Origin of the sequence: Pseudomonas sp. B21128, assembly GCF_044218865.1 — a bacterium.
In the GTDB taxonomy this organism is placed as follows: Bacteria; Pseudomonadota; Gammaproteobacteria; order Pseudomonadales; family Pseudomonadaceae; genus Aquipseudomonas; species Aquipseudomonas iridis.
In genome coordinates this window covers 5,925,342-5,950,603 of the sequence record NZ_CP162590.1, presented here as the reverse complement: position 1 = coordinate 5,950,603, position 25,262 = coordinate 5,925,342, and the positions used below count along the sequence as shown (strand labels likewise).

The 25,262-nt window shown below is 57.8% G+C and carries 23 protein-coding genes; 16 read left to right on the top strand and 7 right to left on the bottom strand.

Annotated elements, in window-relative coordinates; translation table 11 throughout:
• Positions 1-18: 18 nt before the first annotated feature.
• Together dapD and AB4P91_RS26950 are read right to left on the bottom strand one after the other, a co-directional pair.
• On the bottom strand, positions 19-1,053 hold the full coding sequence (dapD, locus tag AB4P91_RS26955; RefSeq protein ID WP_003222105.1) for a 2,3,4,5-tetrahydropyridine-2,6-dicarboxylate N-succinyltransferase: 1,035 nt from the start codon (positions 1,051-1,053) through the stop codon (positions 19-21).
• 31 nt (positions 1,054-1,084) lie between these two features.
• Complete coding sequence (locus AB4P91_RS26950) at positions 1,085-1,393, bottom strand: arsenate reductase (protein ID WP_230679665.1); 309 nt, start codon at positions 1,391-1,393, stop codon at positions 1,085-1,087.
• 284 nt (positions 1,394-1,677) lie between these two features.
• Between AB4P91_RS26950 and AB4P91_RS26945 the strand changes: the two genes are divergently transcribed.
• Entirely contained in the window at positions 1,678-3,309 is a 1,632-nt protein-coding gene (locus tag AB4P91_RS26945; RefSeq protein WP_150594532.1) for a Na+/H+ antiporter, read from the top strand.
• A 25-nt stretch (positions 3,310-3,334) separates the two neighbouring features.
• On the opposite strand, the gene AB4P91_RS26940 is transcribed toward AB4P91_RS26945, so the two are convergent.
• From AB4P91_RS26940 to map, 5 genes are all read right to left on the bottom strand, one after another.
• Positions 3,335-4,075 (bottom strand): peptidase M12, encoded by a 741-nt coding sequence (locus AB4P91_RS26940; protein WP_150594531.1) that lies wholly within the window; start codon positions 4,073-4,075, stop codon positions 3,335-3,337.
• A 202-nt stretch (positions 4,076-4,277) separates the two neighbouring features.
• Entirely contained in the window at positions 4,278-5,000 is a 723-nt protein-coding gene (locus AB4P91_RS26935; protein ID WP_395604040.1) for a M12 family metallopeptidase, read from the bottom strand.
• 254 nt (positions 5,001-5,254) lie between these two features.
• The gene (gene dapC, locus AB4P91_RS26930; protein ID WP_150594530.1) at positions 5,255-6,454 is read right to left on the bottom strand and encodes a succinyldiaminopimelate transaminase; all 1,200 of its coding nucleotides are present in this window, start codon (positions 6,452-6,454) and stop codon (positions 5,255-5,257) included.
• Between the two features lie 213 nt (positions 6,455-6,667).
• The gene (locus tag AB4P91_RS26925; RefSeq protein ID WP_150687723.1) at positions 6,668-9,370 is read right to left on the bottom strand and encodes a [protein-PII] uridylyltransferase; all 2,703 of its coding nucleotides are present in this window, start codon (positions 9,368-9,370) and stop codon (positions 6,668-6,670) included.
• 40 nt (positions 9,371-9,410) lie between these two features.
• Positions 9,411-10,193 carry a type I methionyl aminopeptidase gene (gene map / locus AB4P91_RS26920; protein WP_042557873.1) on the bottom strand — a complete coding sequence of 261 codons (783 nt, stop codon included), beginning with the start codon at positions 10,191-10,193 and terminating at the stop codon, positions 9,411-9,413.
• 375 nt (positions 10,194-10,568) lie between these two features.
• On the opposite strand from map, the gene rpsB reads away from it, so the two are divergent.
• The 15 genes from rpsB (at position 10,569) to rnhB (ending at position 25,205) form a co-directional block, all read left to right on the top strand.
• Positions 10,569-11,309, top strand: coding sequence for a 30S ribosomal protein S2 (rpsB, locus tag AB4P91_RS26915; protein ID WP_042557874.1), 741 nt, complete (start codon positions 10,569-10,571; stop codon positions 11,307-11,309).
• A 192-nt stretch (positions 11,310-11,501) separates the two neighbouring features.
• Entirely contained in the window at positions 11,502-12,365 is an 864-nt protein-coding gene (gene tsf, locus AB4P91_RS26910; RefSeq protein WP_042557875.1) for a translation elongation factor Ts, read from the top strand.
• A gap of 208 nt (positions 12,366-12,573) precedes the next feature.
• On the top strand, positions 12,574-13,317 hold the full coding sequence (gene pyrH / locus AB4P91_RS26905) for a UMP kinase (protein WP_003222124.1): 744 nt from the start codon (positions 12,574-12,576) through the stop codon (positions 13,315-13,317).
• Positions 13,314-13,871, top strand: coding sequence for a ribosome recycling factor (gene frr, locus AB4P91_RS26900; RefSeq protein ID WP_042557876.1), 558 nt, complete (start codon positions 13,314-13,316; stop codon positions 13,869-13,871). The genes pyrH and frr overlap by 4 nt, the downstream gene beginning before the upstream one ends.
• 14 nt (positions 13,872-13,885) lie before the next feature.
• Positions 13,886-14,641, top strand: a complete 756-nt coding sequence (uppS, locus tag AB4P91_RS26895; protein WP_042557877.1) for a polyprenyl diphosphate synthase — start codon at positions 13,886-13,888, stop codon at positions 14,639-14,641.
• The gene (locus tag AB4P91_RS26890; protein ID WP_150594528.1) at positions 14,641-15,447 is read left to right on the top strand and encodes a phosphatidate cytidylyltransferase; all 807 of its coding nucleotides are present in this window, start codon (positions 14,641-14,643) and stop codon (positions 15,445-15,447) included. Before uppS ends, AB4P91_RS26890 begins: the two co-directional genes overlap by 1 nt.
• On the top strand, positions 15,444-16,634 hold the full coding sequence (ispC, locus tag AB4P91_RS26885; RefSeq protein ID WP_395604039.1) for a 1-deoxy-D-xylulose-5-phosphate reductoisomerase: 1,191 nt from the start codon (positions 15,444-15,446) through the stop codon (positions 16,632-16,634). The genes AB4P91_RS26890 and ispC overlap by 4 nt, the downstream gene beginning before the upstream one ends.
• 54 nt (positions 16,635-16,688) lie before the next feature.
• Positions 16,689-18,041 carry a sigma E protease regulator RseP gene (rseP, locus tag AB4P91_RS26880; RefSeq protein ID WP_150597625.1) on the top strand — a complete coding sequence of 451 codons (1,353 nt, stop codon included), beginning with the start codon at positions 16,689-16,691 and terminating at the stop codon, positions 18,039-18,041.
• 74 nt (positions 18,042-18,115) lie between these two features.
• Positions 18,116-20,506: an outer membrane protein assembly factor BamA gene (bamA, locus tag AB4P91_RS26875; RefSeq protein ID WP_150594525.1), complete on the top strand. Its 2,391-nt coding sequence runs from the start codon at positions 18,116-18,118 to the stop codon at positions 20,504-20,506.
• Between the two features lie 45 nt (positions 20,507-20,551).
• The gene (locus AB4P91_RS26870) at positions 20,552-21,055 is read left to right on the top strand and encodes an OmpH family outer membrane protein (RefSeq protein ID WP_042557882.1); all 504 of its coding nucleotides are present in this window, start codon (positions 20,552-20,554) and stop codon (positions 21,053-21,055) included.
• 3 nt (positions 21,056-21,058) lie between these two features.
• Positions 21,059-22,114, top strand: a complete 1,056-nt coding sequence (gene lpxD, locus AB4P91_RS26865; protein ID WP_150594524.1) for a UDP-3-O-(3-hydroxymyristoyl)glucosamine N-acyltransferase — start codon at positions 21,059-21,061, stop codon at positions 22,112-22,114.
• A gap of 106 nt (positions 22,115-22,220) precedes the next feature.
• Positions 22,221-22,661, top strand: coding sequence for a 3-hydroxyacyl-ACP dehydratase FabZ (fabZ, locus tag AB4P91_RS26860; RefSeq protein ID WP_042557884.1), 441 nt, complete (start codon positions 22,221-22,223; stop codon positions 22,659-22,661).
• The gene (gene lpxA / locus AB4P91_RS26855) at positions 22,658-23,434 is read left to right on the top strand and encodes an acyl-ACP--UDP-N-acetylglucosamine O-acyltransferase (RefSeq protein ID WP_150594523.1); all 777 of its coding nucleotides are present in this window, start codon (positions 22,658-22,660) and stop codon (positions 23,432-23,434) included. The genes fabZ and lpxA overlap by 4 nt, the downstream gene beginning before the upstream one ends.
• Before the next feature lie 2 nt (positions 23,435-23,436).
• The gene (gene lpxB, locus AB4P91_RS26850) at positions 23,437-24,567 is read left to right on the top strand and encodes a lipid-A-disaccharide synthase (protein ID WP_150594522.1); all 1,131 of its coding nucleotides are present in this window, start codon (positions 23,437-23,439) and stop codon (positions 24,565-24,567) included.
• Between the two features lie 11 nt (positions 24,568-24,578).
• Entirely contained in the window at positions 24,579-25,205 is a 627-nt protein-coding gene (gene rnhB, locus AB4P91_RS26845; protein ID WP_150594577.1) for a ribonuclease HII, read from the top strand.
• Positions 25,206-25,262: the final 57 nt, after the last annotated feature.

Sequence of the window (25,262 nt, the reverse complement as noted above, 5' to 3'; positions counted from 1 at the left end):
AGGTGATCAATGTGCTGCTTAGTTGTGAGCGTGCAGCGCTTCGTTCAGCTCGATCGCCGATTTGTGGGTTTTGCATTCCACCGCACCGGTTTCCGAATTGCGACGGAACAGCAGGTCAGTCTGGCCGGCCAGTTCACGCGCCTTCACAACTTTAACCAGATTGTTGTGTTCATCCAGCAGCGCAACCTTGGTGCCGGCGGTCACGTACAGGCCCGACTCGACAGTGTTGCGGTCGCCCAACGGAATACCGATACCGGCGTTGGCGCCGATCAGGCAGCCTTCGCCAACCTTGATCACGATGTTGCCGCCGCCCGACAGGGTGCCCATGGTCGAGCAACCGCCGCCCAGGTCCGAACCCTTGCCGACGAAGACGCCAGCCGACACGCGGCCTTCGATCATGCCCGGGCCTTCGGTGCCGGCGTTGAAGTTGATGAAACCTTCGTGCATCACGGTGGTGCCTTCGCCCACGTAAGCACCCAGACGCAGACGCGCGGCGTCAGCGATACGCACGCCGGCCGGTACCACGTAGTCGGTCATTTTCGGGAACTTGTCCACCGAGAACACTTCCAGCAGCTCGCCACGCAGACGCGCTTCGAGTTGCATTTCCGCGAGCTCGCTCAGGTCGATTGCGCCCTGGCTGGTCCATGCAACGTTCGGCAGCAGCGGGAAGATCCCGGCCAGGCTTACGCCGTGCGGCTTGACCAGACGGTGCGACAGCAGATGCAGCTTCAAATACGCCTCAGGCGTGGAAGTCAGTTGCGCGTCTTCAGCCAGCAAAGTAGCGACCAGTGGCTTGTGGCTCTCGGCCAGACGGGTCAGCAGTTTGCCTTGAACGGCGTCAATGCCTTTGACTGCTTCAGCCAGTTGCGCAGCCTGTGCGGTGGTGAAGGTGATGGCCTGGTTGCCTTCGGTGTAACCGAGGATCGGCGCAACAGCAGCGACCAGTTCGGCCGAAGGATTAAGCAGTGGCTGTGCGTAAAACACTTCGAGCCAGGCGCCCTGACGGTTTTGCGTGCCGACACCGAAGGCGATGCTGAACAGAGAGTTGGACATGTGAATACCTCTACAAAGAGTGACGGGCTGCTTACTTCAGAGCGGCCGCGTAGATATCTGGCTTGAAGCCAATCAGGGTTCGGTCACCGAGATCGAGCACCGGGCGCTTGATCATCGAGGGTTGGGCGAGCATCAGTTCGATGGCTTTTGCTTGGTCGAGATCGGCTTTACGTTCGTCGTCGAGTTTGCGAAAGGTCGTGCCTGCGCGGTTCAACACCGTTTGCCAGCCGTGCTCGTCACACCATTGGGTCAGGTGTTCACGGTCGATACCGGCGGTCTTGTAGTCGTGAAAGTCATAGGCGACAGCGTGTTCATCAAGCCAGGTGCGCGCCTTTTTCATGGTGTCGCAGGCTTTGATGCCGAAAAGGTGCAACGTTTTACTTGAAACGGTCAAGGAATTGCCCCCTTTACAGGTGCTGGAAAAAAATGGTGTCGGATTATGCCATGACCAAACCGGTTCGCGGCGCCCACGGTCGATTTCCCAGCGCAAAACCTGTGGGAGGTAGCCTGCTGGCTTCCACAGGCGATCGGTGTTCCAGGCTGCGACATAGGTGCAACGGTCAGGCGCAGCCTAAACGGCTAATATGGCAGTTCAACGCTGTCGATTGTCTGAGATTTTGATTTATGCAAACCGCTTACACCGTCCTGATCCTGCTGATGCTGGTCAGCGTTTCGCGTCTGGTCGGACGGGTTATCCCGCTGCCGCTGCCACTTGTGCAAATTGCCGCCGGCGCCTTGCTGGCCTGGCCGACCCTTGGTTTGCACGTGGCGCTGGATCCCGAGTTGTTTCTGTTCCTGTTCCTGCCGCCGTTGCTGTTTTCCGATGGCTGGCGCATGCCCAAACGCGAACTCTGGCACCTGCGTGGCCCGATCCTGACACTGGCTGTGGGGCTGGTACTGTTCACGGTGGTCGGCGCCGGGTACTTCATTCATTGGTTATTGCCGACGATTCCGCTGCCGGTGGCATTCGCGTTGGCGGCAGTGCTGTCGCCGACTGATGCCGTGGCCGTCTCGGCGATCTCGCAAAACCGCTTGCCGACCCCCTTGATGCACATGCTGCAAGGCGAAGCGCTGATGAACGATGCGTCGGGCCTGGTGACGTTCAAGTTTGCTTTGGTCGCTGCGGTAACGGGCGTGTTCTCGCTGGCCACCGCCAGTTTGACGTTCGTATTGGTGGCGGTCGGCGGCCTGGCTGTCGGTGTGGCGCTGAGTTGGCTGGTCGGGCGTTTGCGGTCGTGGATGATCGCTCGCGGGTGGGATGATCCGGCGACCCACGTCGTTTTCATGTTGCTGCTGCCGTTTGCGGCTTATGTGTTGGCTGAACGCCTTGGCGCCTCGGGCATTCTGTCGGCGGTGGCGGCGGGGATGATGCAGAGCTGGCTCGATCTGCTGCCGCGCCAGACCAGCACGCGATTGCTCAATCGCAGCGTTTGGTCGCTGTTGGAGTTCGCTTTCAATGGCTTGATTTTCCTCCTGCTCGGTCTGCAATTGCCTGACATCATCAAAGCGGTGGTCAGCCATGAACCGACGTTGTGGCCGGCGTTGTTCTATCGCTGCCTTGATGTGGTCGCGATTTTCCTCGCACTGGTGCTGCTGCGGTTTATCTGGGTACAGAGCATCTGGCGCTTGTCGGTGTTGTTGCGGCGGTTGCGTGGTAAAGGTGCGCTGACGCAGGTGCCGACTGCGCGATCCTGCTGGCTGCTGACCGTCGGTGGTGTGCGCGGTGCGGTGACACTGGCGGGTGTGATGTCGGTGCCAATGTTGATGGGGGCGGACGCCTTTCCCGAGCGTGATCTGCTGATCTTCATTGCTGCGGGGGTGATCCTGTTGTCGCTGGTCTCGGCGTGCATTGCCCTGCCGCTGTTGCTGCGCGGCATCGAAAAAAGCCCTGATGACAAGCGTCGTCAAGAGGTTCGCGATGCCTGGCGCAAGACGGCCGAGGCCGCGATTCACGCGCTCGAAACCGAAGAGGCCAATCAGCAGGACGCCGCGCAAGCCGCCCTCGCGGCGGAACTGAAGGCGCGGATCATGTCCGAATACCGCCATCAACTGGACGTGTTCAACGATTCGGCGGAAGCCCAGGCCCTGGCGTTCCAGATGGATCTGCTGGAACGCCGATTGCGCCTCAAAGCGCTGCGGGCGCAACGACTGGAGTTGTATAGCCTCAGCCGTCATCACCAGATTGGCGATGACGTACTGCGGGAAGTGTTGGGTGAACTGGATCTGAGTGAGGCCAATCTGGGGGTAGTAAAGTGATGGAGTCACCCGGTCCGGGTTGGGCTTACCTCGGATAAAGTAATTTCATCAGTTGTTTGTCTTTTTTGCTGATCTTGCGGTTGATGGGGACTTCCCAGTCACCCACTGTCAGATCGTTCGCCACCGGGTGATGCATGATCGACCTTTTGTCGTAGGCCGTGTAAATCGCTTCCAGCGTGTCGAAAGGGGTAAACAGGTTGTGGTCGACTTGCGCGGGCGTGAGCGGACCCATTTCGCGATTCTGATAGAACGCGTAGACCTTTGGTTTATCCCAAGGGATTTTCGCCTGCGGATGCTGGTGTTCATGCATCGCGCCAAGGGCGTGACCGAACTCATGAGTCACGATGACTTCGAAGTCTGGATGATCCGGTTTTACGCCAAGATCCATGGTTCTGTCGTCAGGATGAATCAACAGCGCGTCGGTGCCGAGCATTGAGCTGTTGGAGTTGTTGGTAGTGGCGATGCGTATGTCACCCACGAGGTCGTCAACGAACTCGAATGTCAGGTTGATATACGGTAACCATTGACTGGCTGCCTTGATGATTTTGTCTTTATGATCCGCTTCGAGTTCGTCCATGAAGGCAATCTTCAAGGTACGGCCGTTTGCCCATAGCTTTGAATAATTAAATACCGAGCGTTTGCGGCGGTTGCCGGTAGTTGAGCTTTTCGTTGTGCCGGCATTGGCGGGGTTTTCATTGATGGCTGCCGTGTAAGCCTCTTGATCGTCGGGCCATTGTATAAGTTGACAATCTGTTAGTTCGTGCATGGTGGGTTTCATCCTTGAAATTAAGAGTCGCAGTTATTCAGAAACGGCGAATAGTGCAAGTCGAGACTACTGCCTGGTCGACAGACAAGTGCAGTGCACAGCTATATAGACTGTTACGTCGTGTTTGAATGTTTCGAGCAGGGGCGAGCCCGGCACCACGGTTACGCATCACTTGAAAATTGCTGGATGGGCGCTGACATGCTCAGGCAGGCAACTGCCCATAGTTGAGGGCAGGGTAGATCTTCCTGGCGAAGGCCTTGTCCTTGTCGCTAAGCGTCAAATTGAGGCCAACCGCGTCATTTCCGTAAATCAGGTTGGTAGTTGGGTAATGCATGATCGAGAGTTTGTCGTAGTCGCCGAAGATGGCGGCTTGCGGAAACTCCAGATCGAAAACATTGCTGTCCACGTCCTCCCTTGTCCAGCCATGATGCTTGGCCAGATACTGATAGGCTGCTTCCTTGTTCCATGGGATGCGAGCCTGCGGGTGCAAATGGGCGTGGTGGAAGCCTAGGGCGTGGCCAAATTCGTGCTGGACCACCTGGTCGAAAATCGGTGAGTCCGGCTGGGTGCCCAGAACCATTGTGGGTTCGTTGAAATCCACTTTCATTGCGTCGGTCCCTATAAACGAATAGCTGTCCTTCCCTTGCAGGGCGATCCGAATCATTCCAGGCACGTTTTCGACCCATTTAAAGGCCAGACTGACGAAAGGTTCCCACTTGCGGATGCCTAGTTCGATTCGGTATTTCAGTTCGTCGGGCAGGTCATGCATGAAAGAGATCGTGAGGGTGCTGGCATTTTCCCAGAACTTGGTTGTGTAACCCAAGGAGCGTTTACGGCGCACTGCCGGCGTGTCGTGATTGTTTTCCGAGAAGCGCTCGGAGTTGTCTGTCGGTTTTGCCATTCTCACGAAATTATAATTGTGCATGGTCAATATCCTTATTGATTGCAAAAGAGTTGCCTTGATTGAACAGGCATCAGGGTTTCAATGTTTGAGGGTAATAAAGTTTTGGGTTTTAGCAGGCTCGGTTTAATAGAAGTTCGCGCGATTAAGTCGCTCTACAATGGACCGCTTTCAAGGGGGAAGTTAGACCGAGCAGGAAGAAGAGTAAATGTGCTCGTTGTAAACGCTTATATCACGTCGGTGAACACCCGCACCGGATTGCCCGGTGCGGGCCATGATTACTGTTGGCGAGTAATAAACGCGCGGATCCGCTGTGCCGCCTCAACGCATTCGGCAAGTGGTGCAACCAGCGCCATCCGTACCCGGCCTGCGCCCGGATTGACGCCGTCCACTTCGCGGGACAAGTACGAACCTGGCACCACGGTCACGTGTTCTTCAGCAAACAGGTCACGGCAGAATGCCGCGTCGTCACCTTTCACGTTTGGCCACAAATAAAAGCTGCCATCGGGACGCTGCACGTCCATTACCGGGCTGAGGATTTCCAGTACTGCGTCGAATTTCTCGCGATACAAGGTGCGGTTGGCGCGCACATGTTCTTCGTCATTCCAGGCGGCAACACTGGCCAGTTGGGTTTGAACCGGCATCGCACAGCCGTGATAAGTGCGATACAGCAGGAACCCCTTGAGGATCTCGGCATCGCCGGCAACGAAGCCGGAACGCAAACCGGGCAGGTTCGAGCGCTTGGACAGGCTATGGAACACCACGCAGCGCTTGAAATCCTTGCGACCCAGTTCGACGCACGCGCTGAGCAGGCCCGGCGGCGGTGTCTGCTCGTCGAAGTAAAGCTCGCTGTAGCACTCGTCGGCGGCGATCACGAAGTCGTGTTCATCCGCCAGGGCGATGAGTTTTTTCAGGGTGTCGACCGGAATCAGCGCGCCGGTCGGGTTACCCGGCGAGCACAGGAAAAGAATCTGGCAGCGCTTCCAGATGTCCGCTGAAACAGCGTCGAAATCCGGGTTGAAACCGTTATCGTCCAGGCACGGCAGGTAATGTGGCTTGGCGCCGGCCAGAAACGCCGCGCCTTCGTAGATCTGATAAAACGGGTTCGGGCTGACCACCAGCGCATCATCACCACGATTGACCACGGTCTGGGTGAAGGCGAACAGCGCTTCACGGGTGCCATTGACCGGTAACACGTTGCGGGCCGGGTCGATCCAGCCGCTCGGCACGCCGAAGCGGCGTTCGCACCAGCCGGCGATGGCTTCGCGCAGGGCCGGGATGCCGAGCGTGGTTGGATACACCGCCATCTGATCCAGACTGTTCGCCAGTGTCTCGGCGACAAAGCCTGGCGAACGGTGCTTCGGCTCGCCGATGGACAGCGCGATCGGGCGCTTGTCCGGGTTCGGGGTCACGGTGCCGAGCAGGGCGCGGAGCTTCTCGAACGGGTAGGGCTGGAGCTGGTTCAGAGCGTTGTTCATGCGGGCCTCGTTCAATGTGGGAAAGGCTGACTCCAATTTCAGTCGTGACAGCAGACCTGTGGGAGCGAGCTTGCTCGCGATGAGGGCGGCACATTCGACATCAATGTGCGTTGCTACGCCGCTATCGCGAGCAAGCTCGCTCCCACAGGGTTTCAGCGTGACTGAAAACTTTTGGAGTTGCCCATTTCACAGGGGAAAATTGCTAATTCAAAATCAAATACTGATGCGCGAAAGATTGGTATCGGGTTCGTGATTAACGCTCAGCTGCTCGACAATTGCATCCTGCAAACGGCTGCACAGCAGCGGATCGGACAAGGGCTGATTTTTCGCATCAGTAATAAAGAACACGTCCTCCACTCGTTCGCCCAACGTTGCAATCTTGGCGTTTTGCAGCGACAGGTCGAACTCCAGAAAGATTCCGCCGACCCGCGCCAGCAGGCCTGGTCGGTCAGGTGCGGTCAATTCCAGTACGGTGACCGGACGTTGTGCGTCGTTATGGATAGTGACTTGCGGCGCGAACGCGAAATGCTTGAGCTGGCGCGGCACCCGGCGCTGAATGATCGTCGGGTAGTCGTCCGGATTGCGCAGGGCGTCGGTCAAGCCGTCGCGGATCTGCTTGATCCGCACAGGGTTGTCGCCGATGGATTCGCCATCGTTGTCGAGCACGATGTAAGTGTCGAGGGTGAACTGGCTGCTCGAGGTAATAACCCGGGCATCGTGAATGTTCAGGTTGAGCTGATCCATCGCCGCCACGGTCACCGCGAAGAAGTCGTGCTGATCCGGCGCATAAATGAAGATCTGTGTGCCGCCCTCGAACTCGCGCTGGGTGGTTTCCTTGATCAGTACCAGCGGCCCGCCATCGACGGGTTGCTGGAGGATTGCATCGCTGTGCCAGGCCACGTCGCCGGCGGTGTGGCGCAGGAAATAGTCGTCACCCAACTGCGCCCACAGTTGTTCGACGTCATCCGGATCGGTACCGCCGCGCACGAGGATGTCGAGTGCCGCGCTCTGGGTCTGGCGGATCTGCTCTTCGCGATCCACCGGGTTCTCCAGGCCGCGACGCAATGCCCGCTTGGTTTCGGTGTAGAGCTGTCGCAACAGGCTGGCGCGCCACGAATTCCACAGCGTCGGATTGGTCGCGTTGATGTCGGCCACGGTCAGCACGTACAGATAGTCGAGACGGGTTTCATCGCCGACCGCCTGCGCGAAATCGTGGATCACCTGCGGGTCGGACAAGTCCTTGCGCTGGGCGGTGGTCGACATCACCAGGTGGTTCTGCACCAGCCAGACAATCAGGCGGCTATCCCACACTGGCAACTGATGGCGCTGACAGAACGCCTCGGCATCGATCGCGCCGATCTCCGAGTGATCGCCATGACGGCCCTTGCCGATGTCGTGATACAGGCCGGCAAGATAAATCAGCTCGGGTTTCGGCAGCTTGGCCATGAGCTTGCTGGCCAGCGGGAATTTTTCCGACACCTGGGTGTACTGCAGCTTACGCAGGTGTTTGATCAGGTTCAGCGTGTGTGCATCGACCGTATAGATGTGGAACAGGTCGTGCTGCATTTGCCCGACGATAAAACCGAACTCTGGCAGGTAGCGCCCGAGAATGCCGTAACGGTTCATCCGTCGCAGATTGCGATGAATGCCGATCTTGCATTTGAACAGCTCGATAAACAGGCTGGTGTTGCGGATGTCGTTGCGGAAATCGTCGTCGATCAAGTGACGATGTTCGCGCAGCAGACGAACGGTGTCGGCGCGCACGCCTTTGATTTCCGGCTGCTGGGCCATCAACACGAATATCTCGAGCATGGCGAATGGGGTGCGGCGGAACACATTGTCGTTGCGCGCTTCGATGTAGCCGTCATGTAGCTGGAAGCGCGAATTGATCGGTTGCGGCGGCGCTTCGTCTTCCGGCGCGAGGATGACTTCCTCGAAGTGCTGGATGATCAGGTCGCTCAGCTGGGCGATGCTCATGACCACCCGGTAATACTGCTGCATGAAGTTTTCGATGCTGTGCTTGGCGTCATCGCCTTCGAACCCCAGCAACGTCGCAATCGAACGCTGATGATCGAACAGCAGGCGGTCCTCGGAGCGCCCGGCGAGCATGTGCAGGGCGTAGCGCACCTTCCAGAGGAATTCCTGGGAGGACGCGAGCAACGCATTCTCGCTCTCCACCAGGAAACCTTCGCCGGCGAGTGCACGTAAATTCAGCGTGCCGTATTGCCGACGGGCAACCCACAGAATCGTCTGAATATCCCGTAGTCCGCCGGGCGAGCCTTTGACGTTGGGTTCCAGGTTGTATTCGGTATCGTTGTACTTGTGGTGGCGAGCTTTCTGCTCGGCGCGTTTGGCCAGGAAAAACTCCTTGGCCGGCCACATGTGCGCAGTGCTGGTGACGTCGAGCATGCGTTGGCGCAAACGCTCGGGACCGCTGATGGTGCGGCTTTCCATGAGGTTGGTGACCACGGTCAGGTCGGCGCGCGCCTCTTGCGCGCACTCGTCTACCGAGCGAACGCTCTGACCGACTTCCAGGCCGATATCCCACAACAATGTGAGAAACCGCTCGATGGAATCGCGGAAAACTTCGTGATCGGCGCTGTCCAGCAGGATCAGCAAATCGATGTCCGAGTAAGGGTGCAATTCACCCCGGCCGTAACCGCCGACCGCGACCAGCGCGATGTCCGCGTCTTCGCTCCAGTTGAACTGCTCCCAGGCCTTTTGCAGGATATTGTCGACGAACCAGGCACGGTCTTCGATCAGCCGCCGAATATCACGACCACTGCGAAAACGGGCGTCGAGCACGTCGCGGGCCTGGCGAATCGCCTTCTTGAAGGCGGCAATGGGGCTCGCTTTCAGGGCCAGCTCAGCCTGGAACTGGCCACGGTCGAAGAGTTCGGGATCCACCTGCGGCATCGATTGGCTTTCCTTCTATAAGGCTGGGAGCGATTGTGGATCAGGCCGAGATGCGTGGAATGGTGTCATCGGCACGCAAGGTGAAGATCTCGTAGCCGGTGTCGGTGACCAACAGGGTGTGTTCCCACTGGGCCGAGAGTTTGCGGTCCTTGGTGATCGCGGTCCAGCCGTCGCCCAATACCTTGGTGTCGGCCTTGCCCTGATTGATCATCGGCTCGATGGTGAAGGTCATGCCGGCCTTCAGTTCCATGCCGGTACCGGCGCGGCCGTAGTGCAGGATCTGCGGCTCTTCGTGGAACACCTTGCCGATGCCGTGGCCACAGAACTCGCGAACCACCGAGAAGCCATTCTTTTCCGCGTGTTTCTGGATAACTTCACCGATGTCGCCGAGGCGGCAGCCGGGTTTGACGATCTCGATCGCCTTGTACATGCATTCCTGAGTGATCTGCGACAGACGCTCGGCCCATACCGGCACTTCACCGACATGGAACATGCGGCTGGTATCGCCGTGGTAACCGTCCTTGATCACGGTGACGTCGATGTTCAGGGTGTCGCCGTTTTTCAGCGGCTTGTCATTCGGAATGCCGTGGCAGACGACGTGGTTGATCGAGGTGCAGATCGACTTCGGGTAGCCCTTGTAGTTGAGCGGGGCAGGGATGGCCTGCTGCACGTCGACGATGTAGTCGTGGCAGATCTGGTTCAGTTGATCGGTGGTAACGCCCGGTTTGACGTGTTCGGCAATCATTTCCAGCACATCGGCGGCCAGTTTGCCGGCGACACGCATGCCAGCGATGTCCTCGGGAGTTTTGAGGTTAACGGTCATACAGGCTCTCTTTGCGCTCGGCGGCGCTTGCTGTTACGGATAGGGTGGCAGGTGTGCGTTTTTTGCGACCCTGAAAAACGCGATTCTAACAGACGAGAGGAGCAAATCCGCGCCTGCGTGCATCGCTTCTGTCTATACAATGGGGCCCGCGGCGCCGATTCCAAGGGGGCTGTGCCCATGTCCTTGGTGCGATTGCAGATTTCGAGTTCCGTTTCTGCCATCCTTGTGATATAAAATGCGCCGCTTTCCGGGGATACCCCGAAAGGCTTAAATCCACACACGTGTCGACACGATGACCTGGGTGCTTTTGGCTTTATGCCACTGGTTGGTCATTGGGATACGTGGAGGCCAAACCCGACTTATTAAGGAACTATCATGTCCCAAGTCAATATGCGCGATATGCTGAAGGCCGGTGTGCACTTCGGTCACCAAACCCGTTACTGGAACCCGAAAATGGGTAAGTACATTTTCGGCGCGCGTAACAAGATTCACATTATCAACCTTGAAAAAACCCTGCCAATGTTCAACGAAGCTCTGACTTTCGTAGAGCGTCTGGCCCAGGGCAAAAACAAGATTCTGTTCGTCGGCACCAAGCGTTCCGCTGGCAAGATCGTTGCTGAAGAAGCAGCACGTTGCGGTTCGCCGTACGTCGATCACCGCTGGTTGGGCGGCATGCTGACCAACTTCAAAACCATTCGTGCTTCCATCAAGCGTCTGCGTGATCTTGAAGTTCAAGCCGAAGACGGTACTTTCGCCAAGCTGACCAAGAAAGAAGCGCTGATGCGCACTCGTGATCTTGAGAAGCTGGATCGCTCCCTGGGCGGCATCAAGGACATGGGCGGTCTGCCAGACGCACTGTTCGTGATCGACGTTGATCACGAGCGCATCGCGATCACCGAAGCCAACAAGCTGGGCATCCCGGTAATCGGCGTTGTCGATACCAACAGCAGCCCGGAAGGCGTTGACTACATCATCCCAGGCAACGATGACGCCATCCGCGCTATCCAGCTGTACATGGGTTCGATGGCTGACGCTGTTATCCGTGGTCGCAGCAATGTTGGCGGCGGCACTGTAGAGTTCGCAGCTGAAGAAGCTCCGGCAGCTGCAGCTGAGTAATTGACGCCCTGGCGTTGACTCAGTAAGCAAAAAGGGGGCTTGGCCCCCTTTTTGCCACCTCGAAAACCATTTGTTAACAGCGCAGCTACAGCATCTGTAACGTGCAGCGGCTAACAAGGGTGATTCGGGAAGAATTGAACGCCCGTTCGATCGGGTGGAATGGTTGAAAACCTATCCAAGAGGAATTTGAAAATGGCAGAGATTACTGCAGCGTTGGTTAAAGAACTGCGTGAGCGTACTGGCGAAGGCATGATGGATTGCAAAAAGGCCTTGACCAAGGCCGGCGGCGACATCGAAAAAGCCATCGACGACATGCGTGCTTCGGGCGCCATCAAGGCCGCCAAGAAAGCCGGCAACGTCGCTGCTGAAGGCGCGATCGCTCTGGTTGAAGATGGCAAGTCTGCCGTTCTGCTGGAAGTGAACTCGCAGACCGACTTCCTGGCTCTGCAAGACGACTTCAAGGCATTCGTTGCTGCCAGCGTCAAAAAAGCATTCGACGAGAAGCTCACTACCGTTGAGCCTCTGATCGAATCGCAGGAAGCTGATCGCCTGGTACTGGTCGGCAAGGTTGGCGAAAACGTCAACATCCGTCGTCTGGTTCGCGTTGAAGGTGATGTTGTTGGTGGTTACCTGCACGGCAACAAGATCGGTGTTGCAGTTGTTCTGAAAGGCGGCGACGTTGAGCTGGCCAAGGACATCGCCATGCACGTAGCGGCGACCAACCCTGAATTCCTGCTGCCATCGGAAGTTTCCGCTGAAGCGGTTGAGCGTGAGAAGGGCGTGTTCCTGAGCCTGAACGCTGACAAGATCGCTGGCAAGCCAGAAAACATCGTTGAAAACATGATCAAAGGCCGTATCAGCAAGTTCCTGGCTGAAGCGAGCCTGGTTGAGCAGGCGTTCGTCAAGAACCCTGAAATCAAGGTCGGCGACCTGGCCAAGAAAGCCGGTGCTGAAATCGTGTCCTTCACCTACTTCAAAGTAGGCGAAGGCATCGAGAAGCCGGTCGACAACTTCGCTGAAGAAGTTGCTGCCCAGCTGGCTGCCGCCAAGCAGTAAGACGGTTTTCAACTGTCGCCCGAAAGAGGCTGCCCGCTCACGCGCGCAGCCTCTTTTCAGATGGGGTAACCAATTATTTATTGGTTTCCACTTGGAACTGACTTACAAAGCCATGTTCCGATGGCGCTGAAGCAGCGCCAAGCTAGAGTGAACGCCAGCTGAAAACAGCTCGCAAAGAATTTTAAATACGCCGCAGGAGAGATTCGCAATGGCTCAGCAGGGCAGTGGTTATCAGGCTCGCTATAAACGCATTCTACTCAAGCTTAGCGGCGAGGCCCTGATGGGCTCGGAAGAGTTCGGGATCGATCCAAAAGTGCTGGATCGGATGGCGCTGGAAGTCGGCCAACTGGTCGGCATCGGCGTACAGGTCGGTCTGGTGATCGGCGGTGGCAACCTGTTCCGCGGCGAAGCCCTGAGCAAGGCCGGTATGGATCGGGTGACAGGCGACCACATGGGCATGCTGGCCACTGTGATGAACGCCCTGGCCATGCGCGACGCGCTGGAACGTGCGAATATCTCGGCAATCGTCATGTCGGCCATTTCGATGGTGGGCGTGACCGATCACTATGATCGCCGCAAAGCCATGCGTCACCTGAACTCCAAAGACGTAGTGATTTTCGCAGCCGGTACCGGCAATCCGTTCTTTACCACGGATTCGGCAGCCTGCCTGCGTGCAATCGAAATCGATGCCGACGTCGTCCTCAAGGCGACCAAGGTCGATGGCGTCTACACCGCAGATCCGTTCAAGGACCCGCATGCCGAGAAGTTCGATCATCTGACTTATGATGAAGTACTGGATCGCAAGCTGGGTGTAATGGACCTGACAGCTATTTGCCTGTGCCGCGACCACAAGATGCCGTTGCGTGTATTCAACATGAACAAGCCCGGCGCCCTGCTGAACATCGTGCATGGCGGCGCTGAAGGCACCCTGATCGAGGAAGGTCAACAATGATCAACGAAATCAAGAAAGACGCTCAAGAGCGTATGCAGAAATCCCTGGACTCTCTGGCCCACGCATTTGGTCAGATTCGTACCGGCAAGGCTCACCCAAGCATTCTGGGCAGCGTAATGGTGCCGTACTACGGCGCTGATACCTCCATTACCCAGGTTGCCAACATCACCGTAAAAGACTCGCGCACCCTGCAAGTCGTGGCTTTCGAGCGCAACATGCTCGCGGCTGTCGACAAAGCGATCCAGAGCGCTGGCCTGAACCTCAACCCGACCAACCTGGGCGAGTTGTTGCTGATCTCCATGCCTGCCTTGACCGAAGAAACCCGCAAGGGCTTCACCAAGCAGGCACGCAGTGCCGCTGAAGACGCTCGTGTTGCCGTGCGCAACATCCGTCGCGATGCGCTGGGCGATTTGAAGAAGCTGGTTAAAGACAAAGAAATCAGCGAAGACGAAGAGCGTCGCGCTGCAGCCGATATCCAGAAACTCACCGACAAGGCTGAGGCTGATATCGACGCGGCTACCAAGCAGAAAGAAGCGGATTTGATGGCCGTATAAGGGTCGAGTTTTTAATGGACAAGACCAAGCAGACTGCGCCGTCCGCGGTGCCGCGCCATGTCGCGATCATCATGGATGGCAACAATCGCTGGGCGAAAAAACGCTTTATGCCGGGTGTCGCCGGGCATAAGGCGGGCGTGGATGCGGTTCGTGCGGTAATCGAGGTGTGTGCCGAGGCCAAGGTCGAGGTGCTCACCCTGTTCGCTTTCTCCAGTGAAAACTGGCAGCGCCCGGCCGATGAGGTCAGCGCTTTGATGGACCTGTTCTTCAAGGCGCTGCGTCGTGAGGCCAAGCGCCTCAACGACAACAACATCAGCTTGCGCATCATCGGTGATCGCTCGCGCTTTCATCCGGAGCTTCAGGTCGCGATGCGCGAAGCCGAGGCCATGACCGCGGGTGCCAACCGTTTTATCCTGCAGATTGCCGCCAATTACGGCGGTCAGTGGGATATCGCACAAGCTGCACAGCGTCTTGCACGTGAAGTTCAGGCCGGGCATCTGCGTCCGGAAGACATCACCCCGGATCTGCTGCAAACCTGTCTGGCGACCGGCGATCTGCCGTTGCCGGACTTGTGCATCCGCACCGGTGGCGAGCACCGCATCAGCAACTTTCTGTTGTGGCAACTGGCTTACGCCGAGTTGTACTTCTCCGACCTGTTCTGGCCGGACTTCAAACACGATGCCATGCGCAATGCGCTGGCCGATTTCGCTTCGCGCCAACGTCGCTTCGGTAAAACGAGCGAACAGGTCGAAGCTGGAGCCCGGGTTTAATGCTTAAACAACGAATCATCACCGCGCTGATCCTGCTGCCGATCGCCTTGTGCGGGTTTTTCCTGCTTGAAGGTTCCGGTTTTGCGCTATTCATCGGGCTGGTTGTGAGCCTGGGCGCCTGGGAATGGGCGCGACTCGCGGGCTTCACTGCACAATCGTTCCGCGTCGGTTTTGCCGCCGTCGTCGCGTTGATGCTGTTCGTCATGTATGTGCTGCCCGGTCTCGCACCTTGGGTGCTCGGTGCTTCGGTGCTGTGGTGGGCGGTCGCGACGTATCTGGTGCTGACCTATCCACGTTCCAGTGAGCATTGGTCCAGTGCGGCCACCAAACTGGTGATCGGCTTGCTGATTTTGCTGCCGGCCTGGCAAGGTCTGGTACAGATCAAGCAGTACCCGTTGGGTAATTGGCTGATCATGGCGGTCATGGTGTTGGTCTGGGGCGCAGACATCGGTGCCTATTTTTCTGGTCGTAAATTTGGCAAGCGCAAATTGGCTCCTCAAGTCAGCCCCGGTAAGAGCTGGGAAGGCGTTTACGGTGGTCTGGCGCTGAGCCTGGTGATCACCGCGATTGTCGGCCTGGTGCGTGACTGGACGGTGGCCGAGTTGCTCAAGGGGCTCATTGGCGCTGCGCTGATCGTCTTCATCTCGGTCGTGGGAGACCTCACCGAAAGCATGTTCAAGCGTCAATCCGGCATCAAGGACAGCAGTAACCTGCTGCCCGGACATGGCGGCGTGCTTGATCGCATCGACAGTCTGACCGCGGCCATTCCAGTGTTTGCCGTGTTGCTGTGGATGGCTGCGCCGTGAGCCGCCCGCAACTGATTACCGTACTGGGCGCTACCGGCTCGATTGGTCTGAGCACCCTTGATGTGATTGCGCGTCATCCTGAGCGTTATCAGGTGTTCGCATTGAGCGGTTTCGCGCGACTCAGTGAACTGTTGGCCTTGTGCATCCGTCACGTGCCGCAATTTGCCGTGGTGCCGGAAGTCGCTGCAGCTCGCGGTTTGCAGGACGATTTGCGTGCAGCCGGTCTGGCGACCCGTGTGCTGGTGGGTGAGGCTGGCTTGTGTCAGGTCGCTTCTGCGCCGGAAGTCGATGCGGTCATGGCGGCGATCGTCGGTGCCGCAGGCCTGCGTCCAACACTGGCGGCTGTCGAAGCAGGCAAGAAGATTCTCCTGGCTAACAAAGAGGCGCTGGTCATGTCCGGCGCCTTGTTCATGCAGGCTGTGCGCAAGAGTGGTTCGGTGCTGTTGCCGATCGACAGCGAGCACAATGCGATTTTCCAGTGCATGCCGCAGGATTTCGCCAGCGGACTAAGCAAGGTCGGGGTCCGTCGGATTTTACTGACCGCCTCTGGTGGGCCGTTCCGGCAGACACCCCTGAGTGAATTGGCGCATGTTTCGCCTGAGCAGGCGTGTGCGCATCCGAACTGGTCAATGGGTCGCAAGATTTCCGTGGATTCGGCCAGCATGATGAACAAAGGTCTCGAGTTGATCGAGGCCTGCTGGTTGTTTGATGCAAAACCGGCGCAGGTCGAGGTGGTGATTCATCCGCAAAGCGTGATTCACTCGCTGGTCGATTATGTTGACGGTTCGGTCCTGGCGCAGTTGGGCAATCCTGACATGCGCACACCGATCGCCAACGCGCTGGCCTGGCCGGAGCGTATCGACTCCGGCGTCGCGCCACTGGATCTTTTCGCGATTGCGCGTCTGGACTTCGAGGCGCCGGATGAAGAGCGCTTCCCGTGCCTGCGTCTGGCACGGCAAGCGGCCGAGGTGGGCGACAGCGCACCGGCGATGCTCAATGCGGCCAACGAAGTAGCGGTGGCAGCGTTTCTCGACGGACGGGTTCGTTACCTGGAAATCGCGAGTATCATCGAGGACGTCTTGAGTCTCGAGCCGGTCGTAGCGCTGGATGATCTCGATGCTGTGTTCACGGCGGACGCGAAGGCCCGAGTTCTGGCCGAGCAATGGCTGGCTCGTCACGCCCGATAGGTTTTGCAACACAATGGTTTCAAGCAGCACTGAACAGGATTGCGGAGAAAGTAGATGAGCGCGCTCTATATGATTGCCGGCACCCTGATCGCCTTGGGTGTGTTGGTCACCTTTCACGAATTCGGCCACTTCTGGGTCGCGCGTCGCTGTGGCGTCAAGGTCCTGCGCTTTTCCGTAGGCTTTGGCATGCCGCTGCTGCGCTGGCACGACAAGCAAGGTACTGAGTTCGTCATCGCTGCGATTCCGCTGGGTGGCTACGTCAAGATGCTCGATGAGCGCGAAGGCGAGGTCCCGGTTGATCAGCTCGATCAGTCATTCAATCGCAAGTCCGTTCGTCAGCGTATTGCTATTGTCGCCGCCGGCCCTATCGCCAACTTTCTTCTGGCCCTGGTGTTCTTCTGGGTGTTGGCGATGCTCGGTAGTGAGCAGGTCCGCCCGGTCATCGGTGCGGTCGAATCCGGCAGTATCGCCGCGCAGGCTGGTCTGGGTGCAGGTCAGGAGATCGTCGCGATTGATGGCGAGCCGACTTCCGGCTGGGCCGCGGTCAATTTGCAGCTGGTTCGCCGGCTCGGCGAAAGCGGCTCGCTGCAGGTGCTGGTGCGCGAGCAGGGTTCTACGGCGGATTCGCCGCGTGAACTGACGCTGGATAAATGGCTCAAGGGGGCTGATGAGCCTGATCCGATCCGCTCTCTGGGGATTCGTCCATGGCGTCCGGCCCTGCCACCTGTGCTCGCCGAGCTTGATCCAAAGGGCCCGGCCCAGGCCGCTGGCCTGAAAACCGGTGATCGCCTGGTGTCTCTGGACGGTCAGGCGCTCAATGACTGGCAGCAAGTGGTCGATACCGTTCGTACGCGTCCTGATACCAAAATTTTGCTGCGGGTCGAACGCGATGGTGCTCAAATCGACGTCCCTGTCACTTTGGCAGCGCGCGGTGAAAGCAAAGCGCCAAGCGGTTATCTGGGCGCAGGAGTCAAAGCGATCGACTGGCCGCCGGAGATGATCCGCGAAGTCAGTTATGGCCCGTTGGCCGCGATTGGCGAGGGCGCCCGTCGTACTTGGACCATGAGCATCCTGACGCTGGATTCGCTCAAGAAAATGCTGTTCGGCGAGCTCTCGGTAAAAAACTTGAGTGGACCGATAACCATTGCTAAAGTGGCGGGCGCTTCTGCCCAGTCGGGTGTCGCTGATTTCCTGAATTTCCTTGCTTATCTGAGTATTAGCCTGGGGGTTCTGAATTTGCTGCCCATTCCTGTACTGGATGGGGGGCATTTGTTGTTTTATCTGATCGAGTGGGCGCGTGGTCGTCCCTTGTCGGATCGGGTGCAAGGTTGGGGGATACAGATCGGTATCAGTTTGGTGGTCGGGGTGATGTTGCTTGCTCTGGTCAACGATCTGGGTCGACTGTAACGCTTCGCTGAATTGCGAATCTGCCGCATTTTGCGGCAGTTTGTTTATTGCCAGTTGGAATAAGAAAGGACTTCATGAAACGTCTGCTGCTAACTGCGGTTCTCACCGTATTGATGATCGCCGAAGTTCACGCCGAGTCCTTCACCATCTCTGATATTCGCGTCAATGGCCTCCAGCGGGTCTCCGCGGGTAGTGTCTTTGGTGCCTTGCCGTTGAACGTCGGCGAGCAGGCGGATGATCGTCGCCTGGTGGAATCCACTCGTGCGTTGTTCAAAACCGGTTTCTTTCAAGACATCCAGCTGGGCCGCGAAGGCAACGTTCTGGTGATCACGGTCGTCGAACGTCCGTCGGTTGCCAGTATCGAGATCGAAGGCAACAAGGCGATCTCCACTGAAGACTTGATGAAAGGCCTCAAGCAGTCCGGTCTGGCCGAAGGCGAAATCTTCCAGCGTGCCACCCTCGAAGGCGTGCGTAACGAACTGCAGCGCCAGTACGTCGCGCAAGGTCGCTATTCGGCTACGGTCGATACCGAAGTGGTCTCCCAGCCGCGTAACCGCGTCGGCCTGAAAGTGAAGATCAACGAAGGCACCGTTGCGGCCATTCAGCACATCAACGTGGTGGGTAACACGGTTTTCCCTGAAGAAGACCTGACCGACCTGTTCGAGCTGAAGACCACCAACTGGCTGTCGTTCTTCAAGAACGATGACAAATATGCCCGTGAAAAACTGTCCGGTGACCTGGAGCGTCTGCGTTCCTACTATCTGGACCGTGGCTATATCAACATGGATATCGCTTCGACCCAGGTGTCCATCACCCCGGACAAGAAGCACGTCTACATCACTGTCAACGTGACCGAAGGCGAGAAGTACACCGTTCGCGACGTCAAGCTCAGCGGTGACCTCAAGGTTCCTGAAGACCAGGTCAAGTCCCTGCTGCTGGTGCAGAAAGGCCAGGTGTTCTCGCGCAAGCTGATGACCACTACCTCTGAACTGATCACTCGTCGTCTGGGTAACGAGGGTTACACCTTCGCCAACGTCAACGGCGTGCCCCAGCCGCACGATGATGACCACACCGTGGACATTCTCTTTGCCGTTGATCCGGGCAAGCGTGCCTACGTCAACCGCATCAACTTCCGTGGTAACACCAAGTCCGAAGACGAAGTGTTGCGTCGTGAAATGCGTCAGATGGAAGGTGGCTGGGCTTCGACTTACCTGATTGACCAATCCAAGACCCGTCTTGAGCGTCTGGGCTTCTTTAAAGAAGTCAACGTCGAAACCCCGGCCGTTCCGGGTGTCGATGACCAGGTTGATGTGAACTACAGCGTTGAAGAGCAGGCGTCGGGTTCGATTACCGCCAGTGTCGGCTTCGCCCAGAGTGCCGGTCTGATCCTCGGTGGTTCGATCACCCAGAACAACTTCCTCGGTAGCGGTAACCGCGTCAGCATCGGTCTGACCCGAAGCGAATACCAGAGCCGCTACAACTTCGGCTATGTTGACCCGTACTGGACCGCCGATGGCGTAAGCCTGGGTTACAACGCCTTCTACCGCACCACTGACTACGATGAACTCGATGCCGATATCTCGAGCTACTCCGTAGACAGCCTGGGCGCCGGTGTCAACGTTGGCTACCCGATCAGCGAGACTTCGCGACTGACCTTCGGTCTGTCTGCTCAGCAAGACACGATCAATACAGGTAAATACACCGTTGACGAGATTTTTGACTTCGTCAAAAAGGAAGGCGACAGCTATCTGAACTTCAAGGCGTCAGCCGGCTGGTCCGAGTCGACCCTGAACAAAGGTGTACTGCCGACCCGTGGCCGTTCCCAGAGCCTGACCCTGGAGAGCACCATTCCGGGTAGCGACCTGTCGTTCTTCAAACTTGATTACCGTGGTCAGTTGTTCCAGCCACTAAGCGAAAACTACACCATGCGTCTGCACACCGAGCTCGGTTATGGCGACGGTTACGGTTCGACTGACGGCTTGCCGTTCTATGAAAACTATTATGCTGGTGGTTTCAACTCGGTTCGTGGTTTCAAGGACAGTACGCTTGGCCCGCGAAGCACGCCGAGTCGTGGCGCAGATAGGACCGGTAACACCGGTACGCTGGCCGACCCGGATCAGGATCCGCTGCCATTTGGCGGTAACGTGTTGATCCAGGGTGGTGTCGAACTGCTGTTCCCGCTGCCGTTTGTCAAAGATCAGCGCTCCCTGCGTACTTCGGTATTCTGGGATGTGGGTAACGTATTTGACTCCAAGTGCGAGAAGACTACCAACGCTAACGTCGGTTCGACTTCCTCCACTCAGTGCAACGACATCAGCCTGAGCAACATGGCAAGTTCCGTCGGTGTGGGCGTGACCTGGGTCACCGCGCTGGGTCCTCTGAGCTTCGCATTGGCCATGCCGATCAAGAAACCGGATGACGCTGAAACTCAAGTGTTCCAATTCTCCCTCGGCCAGACGTTCTAAGCGTCTGACCCAAGATAACGACAATGGATTTTGTAGGAGTGCATCGTGCGTAAGTTGACTCAATTGGTTCTCCTGGCCTCCGTACTGGTGGCAGGCCCGGCGTTCGCCGACATGAAAATCGCTGTCCTGAACTATCAGATGGCCTTGCTGGAATCCGACGCGGCGAAGAAGTACGCCGTGGATGCCGAGAAGAAGTTCGGTCCGCAACTGACCAAACTCAAGACTCTGGAAAGCAGCGCCAAGGGCATTCAGGATCGTCTGATGGCCGGTGGGGACAAGATGCAGCAAGGCGAGCGCGAGCGTCTGGAACTTGAATTCAAGCAGAAGGCCCGTGATTTCCAGTTCCAGTCCAAGGAACTGAACGAAGCCAAAGCCGTTGCCGACCGCGAAATGCTCAAGCAATTGAAGCCTAAACTGGATGGCGCCGTGGAAGAAGTCATCAAGAAAGGTGGTTTTGACCTGGTGTTCGAGCGTGGTGCAGTGATCGATGTCAAACCTCAGTACGACATCACGCGCCAGGTTATCGAGCGCATGAATCAGCTGAAGTAACCCATGACCGTGACTATCAAGCTCGGCCAGTTGGCCGAGTTCCTCGGCGCCACCCTGCGTGGCGACGCGGAGAAGCAAATTACTGGGCTAGCCACTTTGCAAGAGGCTGGCCCAGCTCAGTTGAGCTTTCTGGCAAATCCGCAATATCGCAAATTCCTTGCCGGTTCTCAGGCAGCAGCGTTGCTGCTCAAAGAAGCGGACGCCGAGGGTTTTGCCGGTAATGCATTGGTGGTGCCGGATCCTTATCTGGCCTACGCACGCATCTCACACTTGTTCGACCCCAAGCCAAAAGCTACTGCGGGTATTCATCCTTCGGCGGTGATTGCGGCTGATGCGGTGGTTGATCCAACCGCCAGCATCGGCGCGTTTGTGGTGATCGAGGCGGGTGCGCGGATTGGTGCGCAGGTCACTCTGGGGGCCCATTGTGTTATCGGTGCACGCAGTGAAATCGGTGAGGGCGGCTGGCTCGCTCCACGGGTGACGCTGTATCACGATGTGCGCATCGGCAAGCGTGTGGTTATCCAGTCCGGAGCCGTGCTCGGTGGTGAAGGCTTCGGCTTTGCCAACGAGAAGGGTATCTGGCAGAAAATCGCCCAGATTGGTGGTGTGACCATCGGTGACGATGTGGAGATCGGCGTGAATACCGCCATCGACCGCGGTGCGCTGGCCGATACCGTGATCGGCAATGGTGTAAAACTCGACAACCAGATCCAGATTGCTCACAACGTCCAGGTCGGTGATCACACCGCGATGGCTGCGTGCGTGGGCATCTCCGGTAGCACCAAGATCGGCAAGCACTGCATGCTGGCCGGCGGTGTCGGTCTGGTCGGGCACATTGATATTTGCGACAACGTTTTCCTGACCGGGATGACCATGGTGACCCACTCGATTACCGAGCCGGGTGCCTATTCTTCCGGTACAGCCATGCAACCGGCTGCCGAATGGCGCAAAAGCGCGGCACGCATCCGTCAGCTCGATGACATCGCGCGACGTTTGAAACAGCTGGAAAAGCGCGTAGGGGAAGTGACCCCTGACGGCAATGCTTCATCTGATGGCTGATACCATTTCCATATCAAGTGTGCACAGCCTCTAGACTGCCTCCTTGATTTGCTAGAGGAGTGCGCGTCAGTCGCGCTCCCAATCTTTACATAGGCTTCCCCCCGAAATGATGGACATCAACGAGATTCGCGAATACCTGCCTCACCGTTACCCGTTTCTGCTGGTGGACCGGGTGGTGGATCTGGACACTGAAGGCAAGCGCATTCGCGCCTACAAGAATGTCAGCATCAATGAACCGTTCTTCAATGGTCACTTCCCTGCGCACCCAATCATGCCGGGCGTGCTGATCATCGAAGCCATGGCTCAGGCTGCCGGGATCCTCGGTTTCAAAATGCTCGACGTCAAACCGGCCGACGGCACCCTGTATTACTTCGTCGGTTCGGACAAACTGCGCTTCCGCCAGCCAGTCAAGCCGGGCGACCAGTTGATTCTTGAAGCCACGTTCATCAGTTGCAAGCGCAAGATCTGGAAATTCGAATGCCAGGCTTCGGTTGATGGCAAGCCGGTCTGCTCGGCCGAGATCATCTGCGCGGAACAAAAAGTATGAGTTTGATTGACCCTCGCGCAATCATCGATCCGTCGGCCGTTCTGGCTGACGGCGTCGAGGTCGGCCCGTGGTCGATCATCGGCGCAGGTGTGGAAATCGGCGAGGGTACCGTGATCGGGCCGCATGTGATCCTCAAAGGTCCGACCCGCATCGGTAAACACAATCGCATCTACCAGTTTTCATCGGTAGGCGAAGACACGCCCGATTTGAAGTACAAGGGTGAAGAAACCCGCCTGGTGATCGGTGACCACAACGTCATCCGTGAAGGCGTGACGATTCACCGCGGCACCGTTCAGGACCGTTCGGAAACCACGCTGGGCGATCACAACCTGATCATGGCGTATGCCCACATCGGTCACGACAGTGTCATCGGCAATAACTGCATTCTGGTCAACAACACCGCGTTGGCTGGTCACGTGCACGTCGATGACTGGGCGATCCTCTCCGGGTTCACCCTGGTTCACCAGTATTGCCACATCGGCGCCCACAGTTTTTCTGGTATGGGCACCGCGATCGGCAAAGATGTTCCGGCATTTGTCACGGTATTTGGCAACCCGGCCGAAGCGCGCAGCATGAACTTCGAGGGCATGCGCCGTCGCGGGTTCAGCGAAGACGCTATCCACGCGCTGCGCCGTGCTTATAAAACCGTTTATCGCCAAGGGCTGACAGTTGATCAGGCCTTGGCCGACCTGGCAGCACCTGCTGCTCAGTTCCCGGAAGTCGCTGTGTTCCGCGATTCCATCGAGTCATCGACTCGCGGCATCACCCGCTGATCATGGGCAGTCTGCGTATTGCGCTGGTGGCAGGGGAGGCTTCCGGTGACATTCTCGGTGCCGGCCTCATGCGTGCCCTCAAGGCACAACATCCGTCAGTCGAGTTCATCGGTGTCGGCGGTCCGTTGATGCAGGCCGAAGGCCTGACTTCCTACTTCCCCATGGAGCGCTTGTCGGTCATGGGACTGGTTGAGGTGCTCGGCCGACTGCGCGAGTTGCTCAAGCGTCGCAAGGAGCTGATTGCCACGCTGATTGCCGAGAAACCTGACGCGTTCATCGGCATCGATGCCCCGGACTTCAACCTTAATATCGAACTCAAGCTGCGTCAGGCCGGGATCAAAACCGTGCATTACGTCAGCCCGTCGGTCTGGGCATGGCGGCAGAAACGCGTGCTGAAGATTCGCGAAGGTTGCGATCTGATGCTGACGCTGTTCCCGTTCGAAGCCAAATTCTACGAAGAGAAAGGCGTGCCGGTGCGGTTCGTCGGTCACTCGCTGGCTGACGCCATACCGCTGCAAGCTGATCGCGCCGCTGCGCGTGCCGAGCTGGGCCTGCCAGACGGGCCGCTGGTCGCGTTGATGCCCGGCAGCCGTGGCGGTGAAGTCGGTCGTCTCGGCGCGTTGTTTCTCGATACGGCTCAGCGCCTGCGGGCCCTGCGTCCGGGAGTGCGTTTTGTCATGCCGTGCGCCAGTCCGGAGCGCCGTGTGCAACTTGAAGAGCTGCTCGCCGGCCGTGATCTGCCGGTGACCTTGCTCGATGGCAAATCCCACCTGGCTTTGGCCGCGTGCAATGCGGTGCTGATCGCTTCCGGCACGGCGACCCTTGAAGCGCTGTTGTACAAGCGGCCGATGGTGGTTGCGTATCGCCTGGCACCGCTGACGTTCTGGATTCTCAAACGCATGGTCAAGAGTCCGTACGTGTCCCTGCCGAACCTCTTGGCCCAGCGCCTGTTGGTGCCGGAATTGTTGCAGGACGATGCGACAGTCGAGGCGCTGGCTCAGACCCTGTCGCCATTGATCGAGGGCGGTGAAGAGCAGACCCGTGGTTTCGACGAGATCCATCGCACGCTGCGGCTGGATGCTTCCAACCAAGCGGCGGATGCTGTGCTGAACCTGATCGGTCAATCACGATGAGCAAGAAAGATATGCAGATGGGCCTGGATTTCACTCTGGTTGCCGAAGTCGAACAACTGGTCGCCGGCGTCGATGAAGTCGGTCGTGGCCCATTGTGCGGTGCGGTGGTGACGGCGGCGGTGATCCTCGATCCGAACCGGCCGATTCTCGGTCTCAATGACTCGAAGAAACTCACCGAAGCCAAGCGTGAAAAGCTTTATGACGAGATCATCGAGAAGTCCCTGAGCTGGTGCATCGCCCGCGCCGAAGTCGAAGAAATCGACGAGCTGAACATTCTCCATGCGACCATGCTGGCCATGCAGCGCGCGGTGGCCGGGCTGCACATTCAGCCGAAACTGGCGATGATCGACGGCAATCGCTGCCCGCATTTGCCCATGCGCGCCGAAGCGGTGGTACAGGGCGATGGCAAGGTTCCGGCCATTGCAGCGGCATCGATTCTGGCCAAGGTCAGTCGTGACCGCGAAATGGCCGCATTCGAGTTGATCTATCCGGGTTACGGTATCGGTGGGCATAAAGGCTACCCGACGCCCGTTCATCTGGAAGCGTTGGTACGTTTGGGCCCGACGCCGATTCACCGGCGCTCGTTCGCCCCGGTGCGTCAGGCTTATGAGGCGCTGGAAGGTCTGACGCAGGTTTAGTCGCAAGGCTGATGTTTTGTTCGAGGCCCGGTACAATCCGGGCCTTGTTGTCTCTCT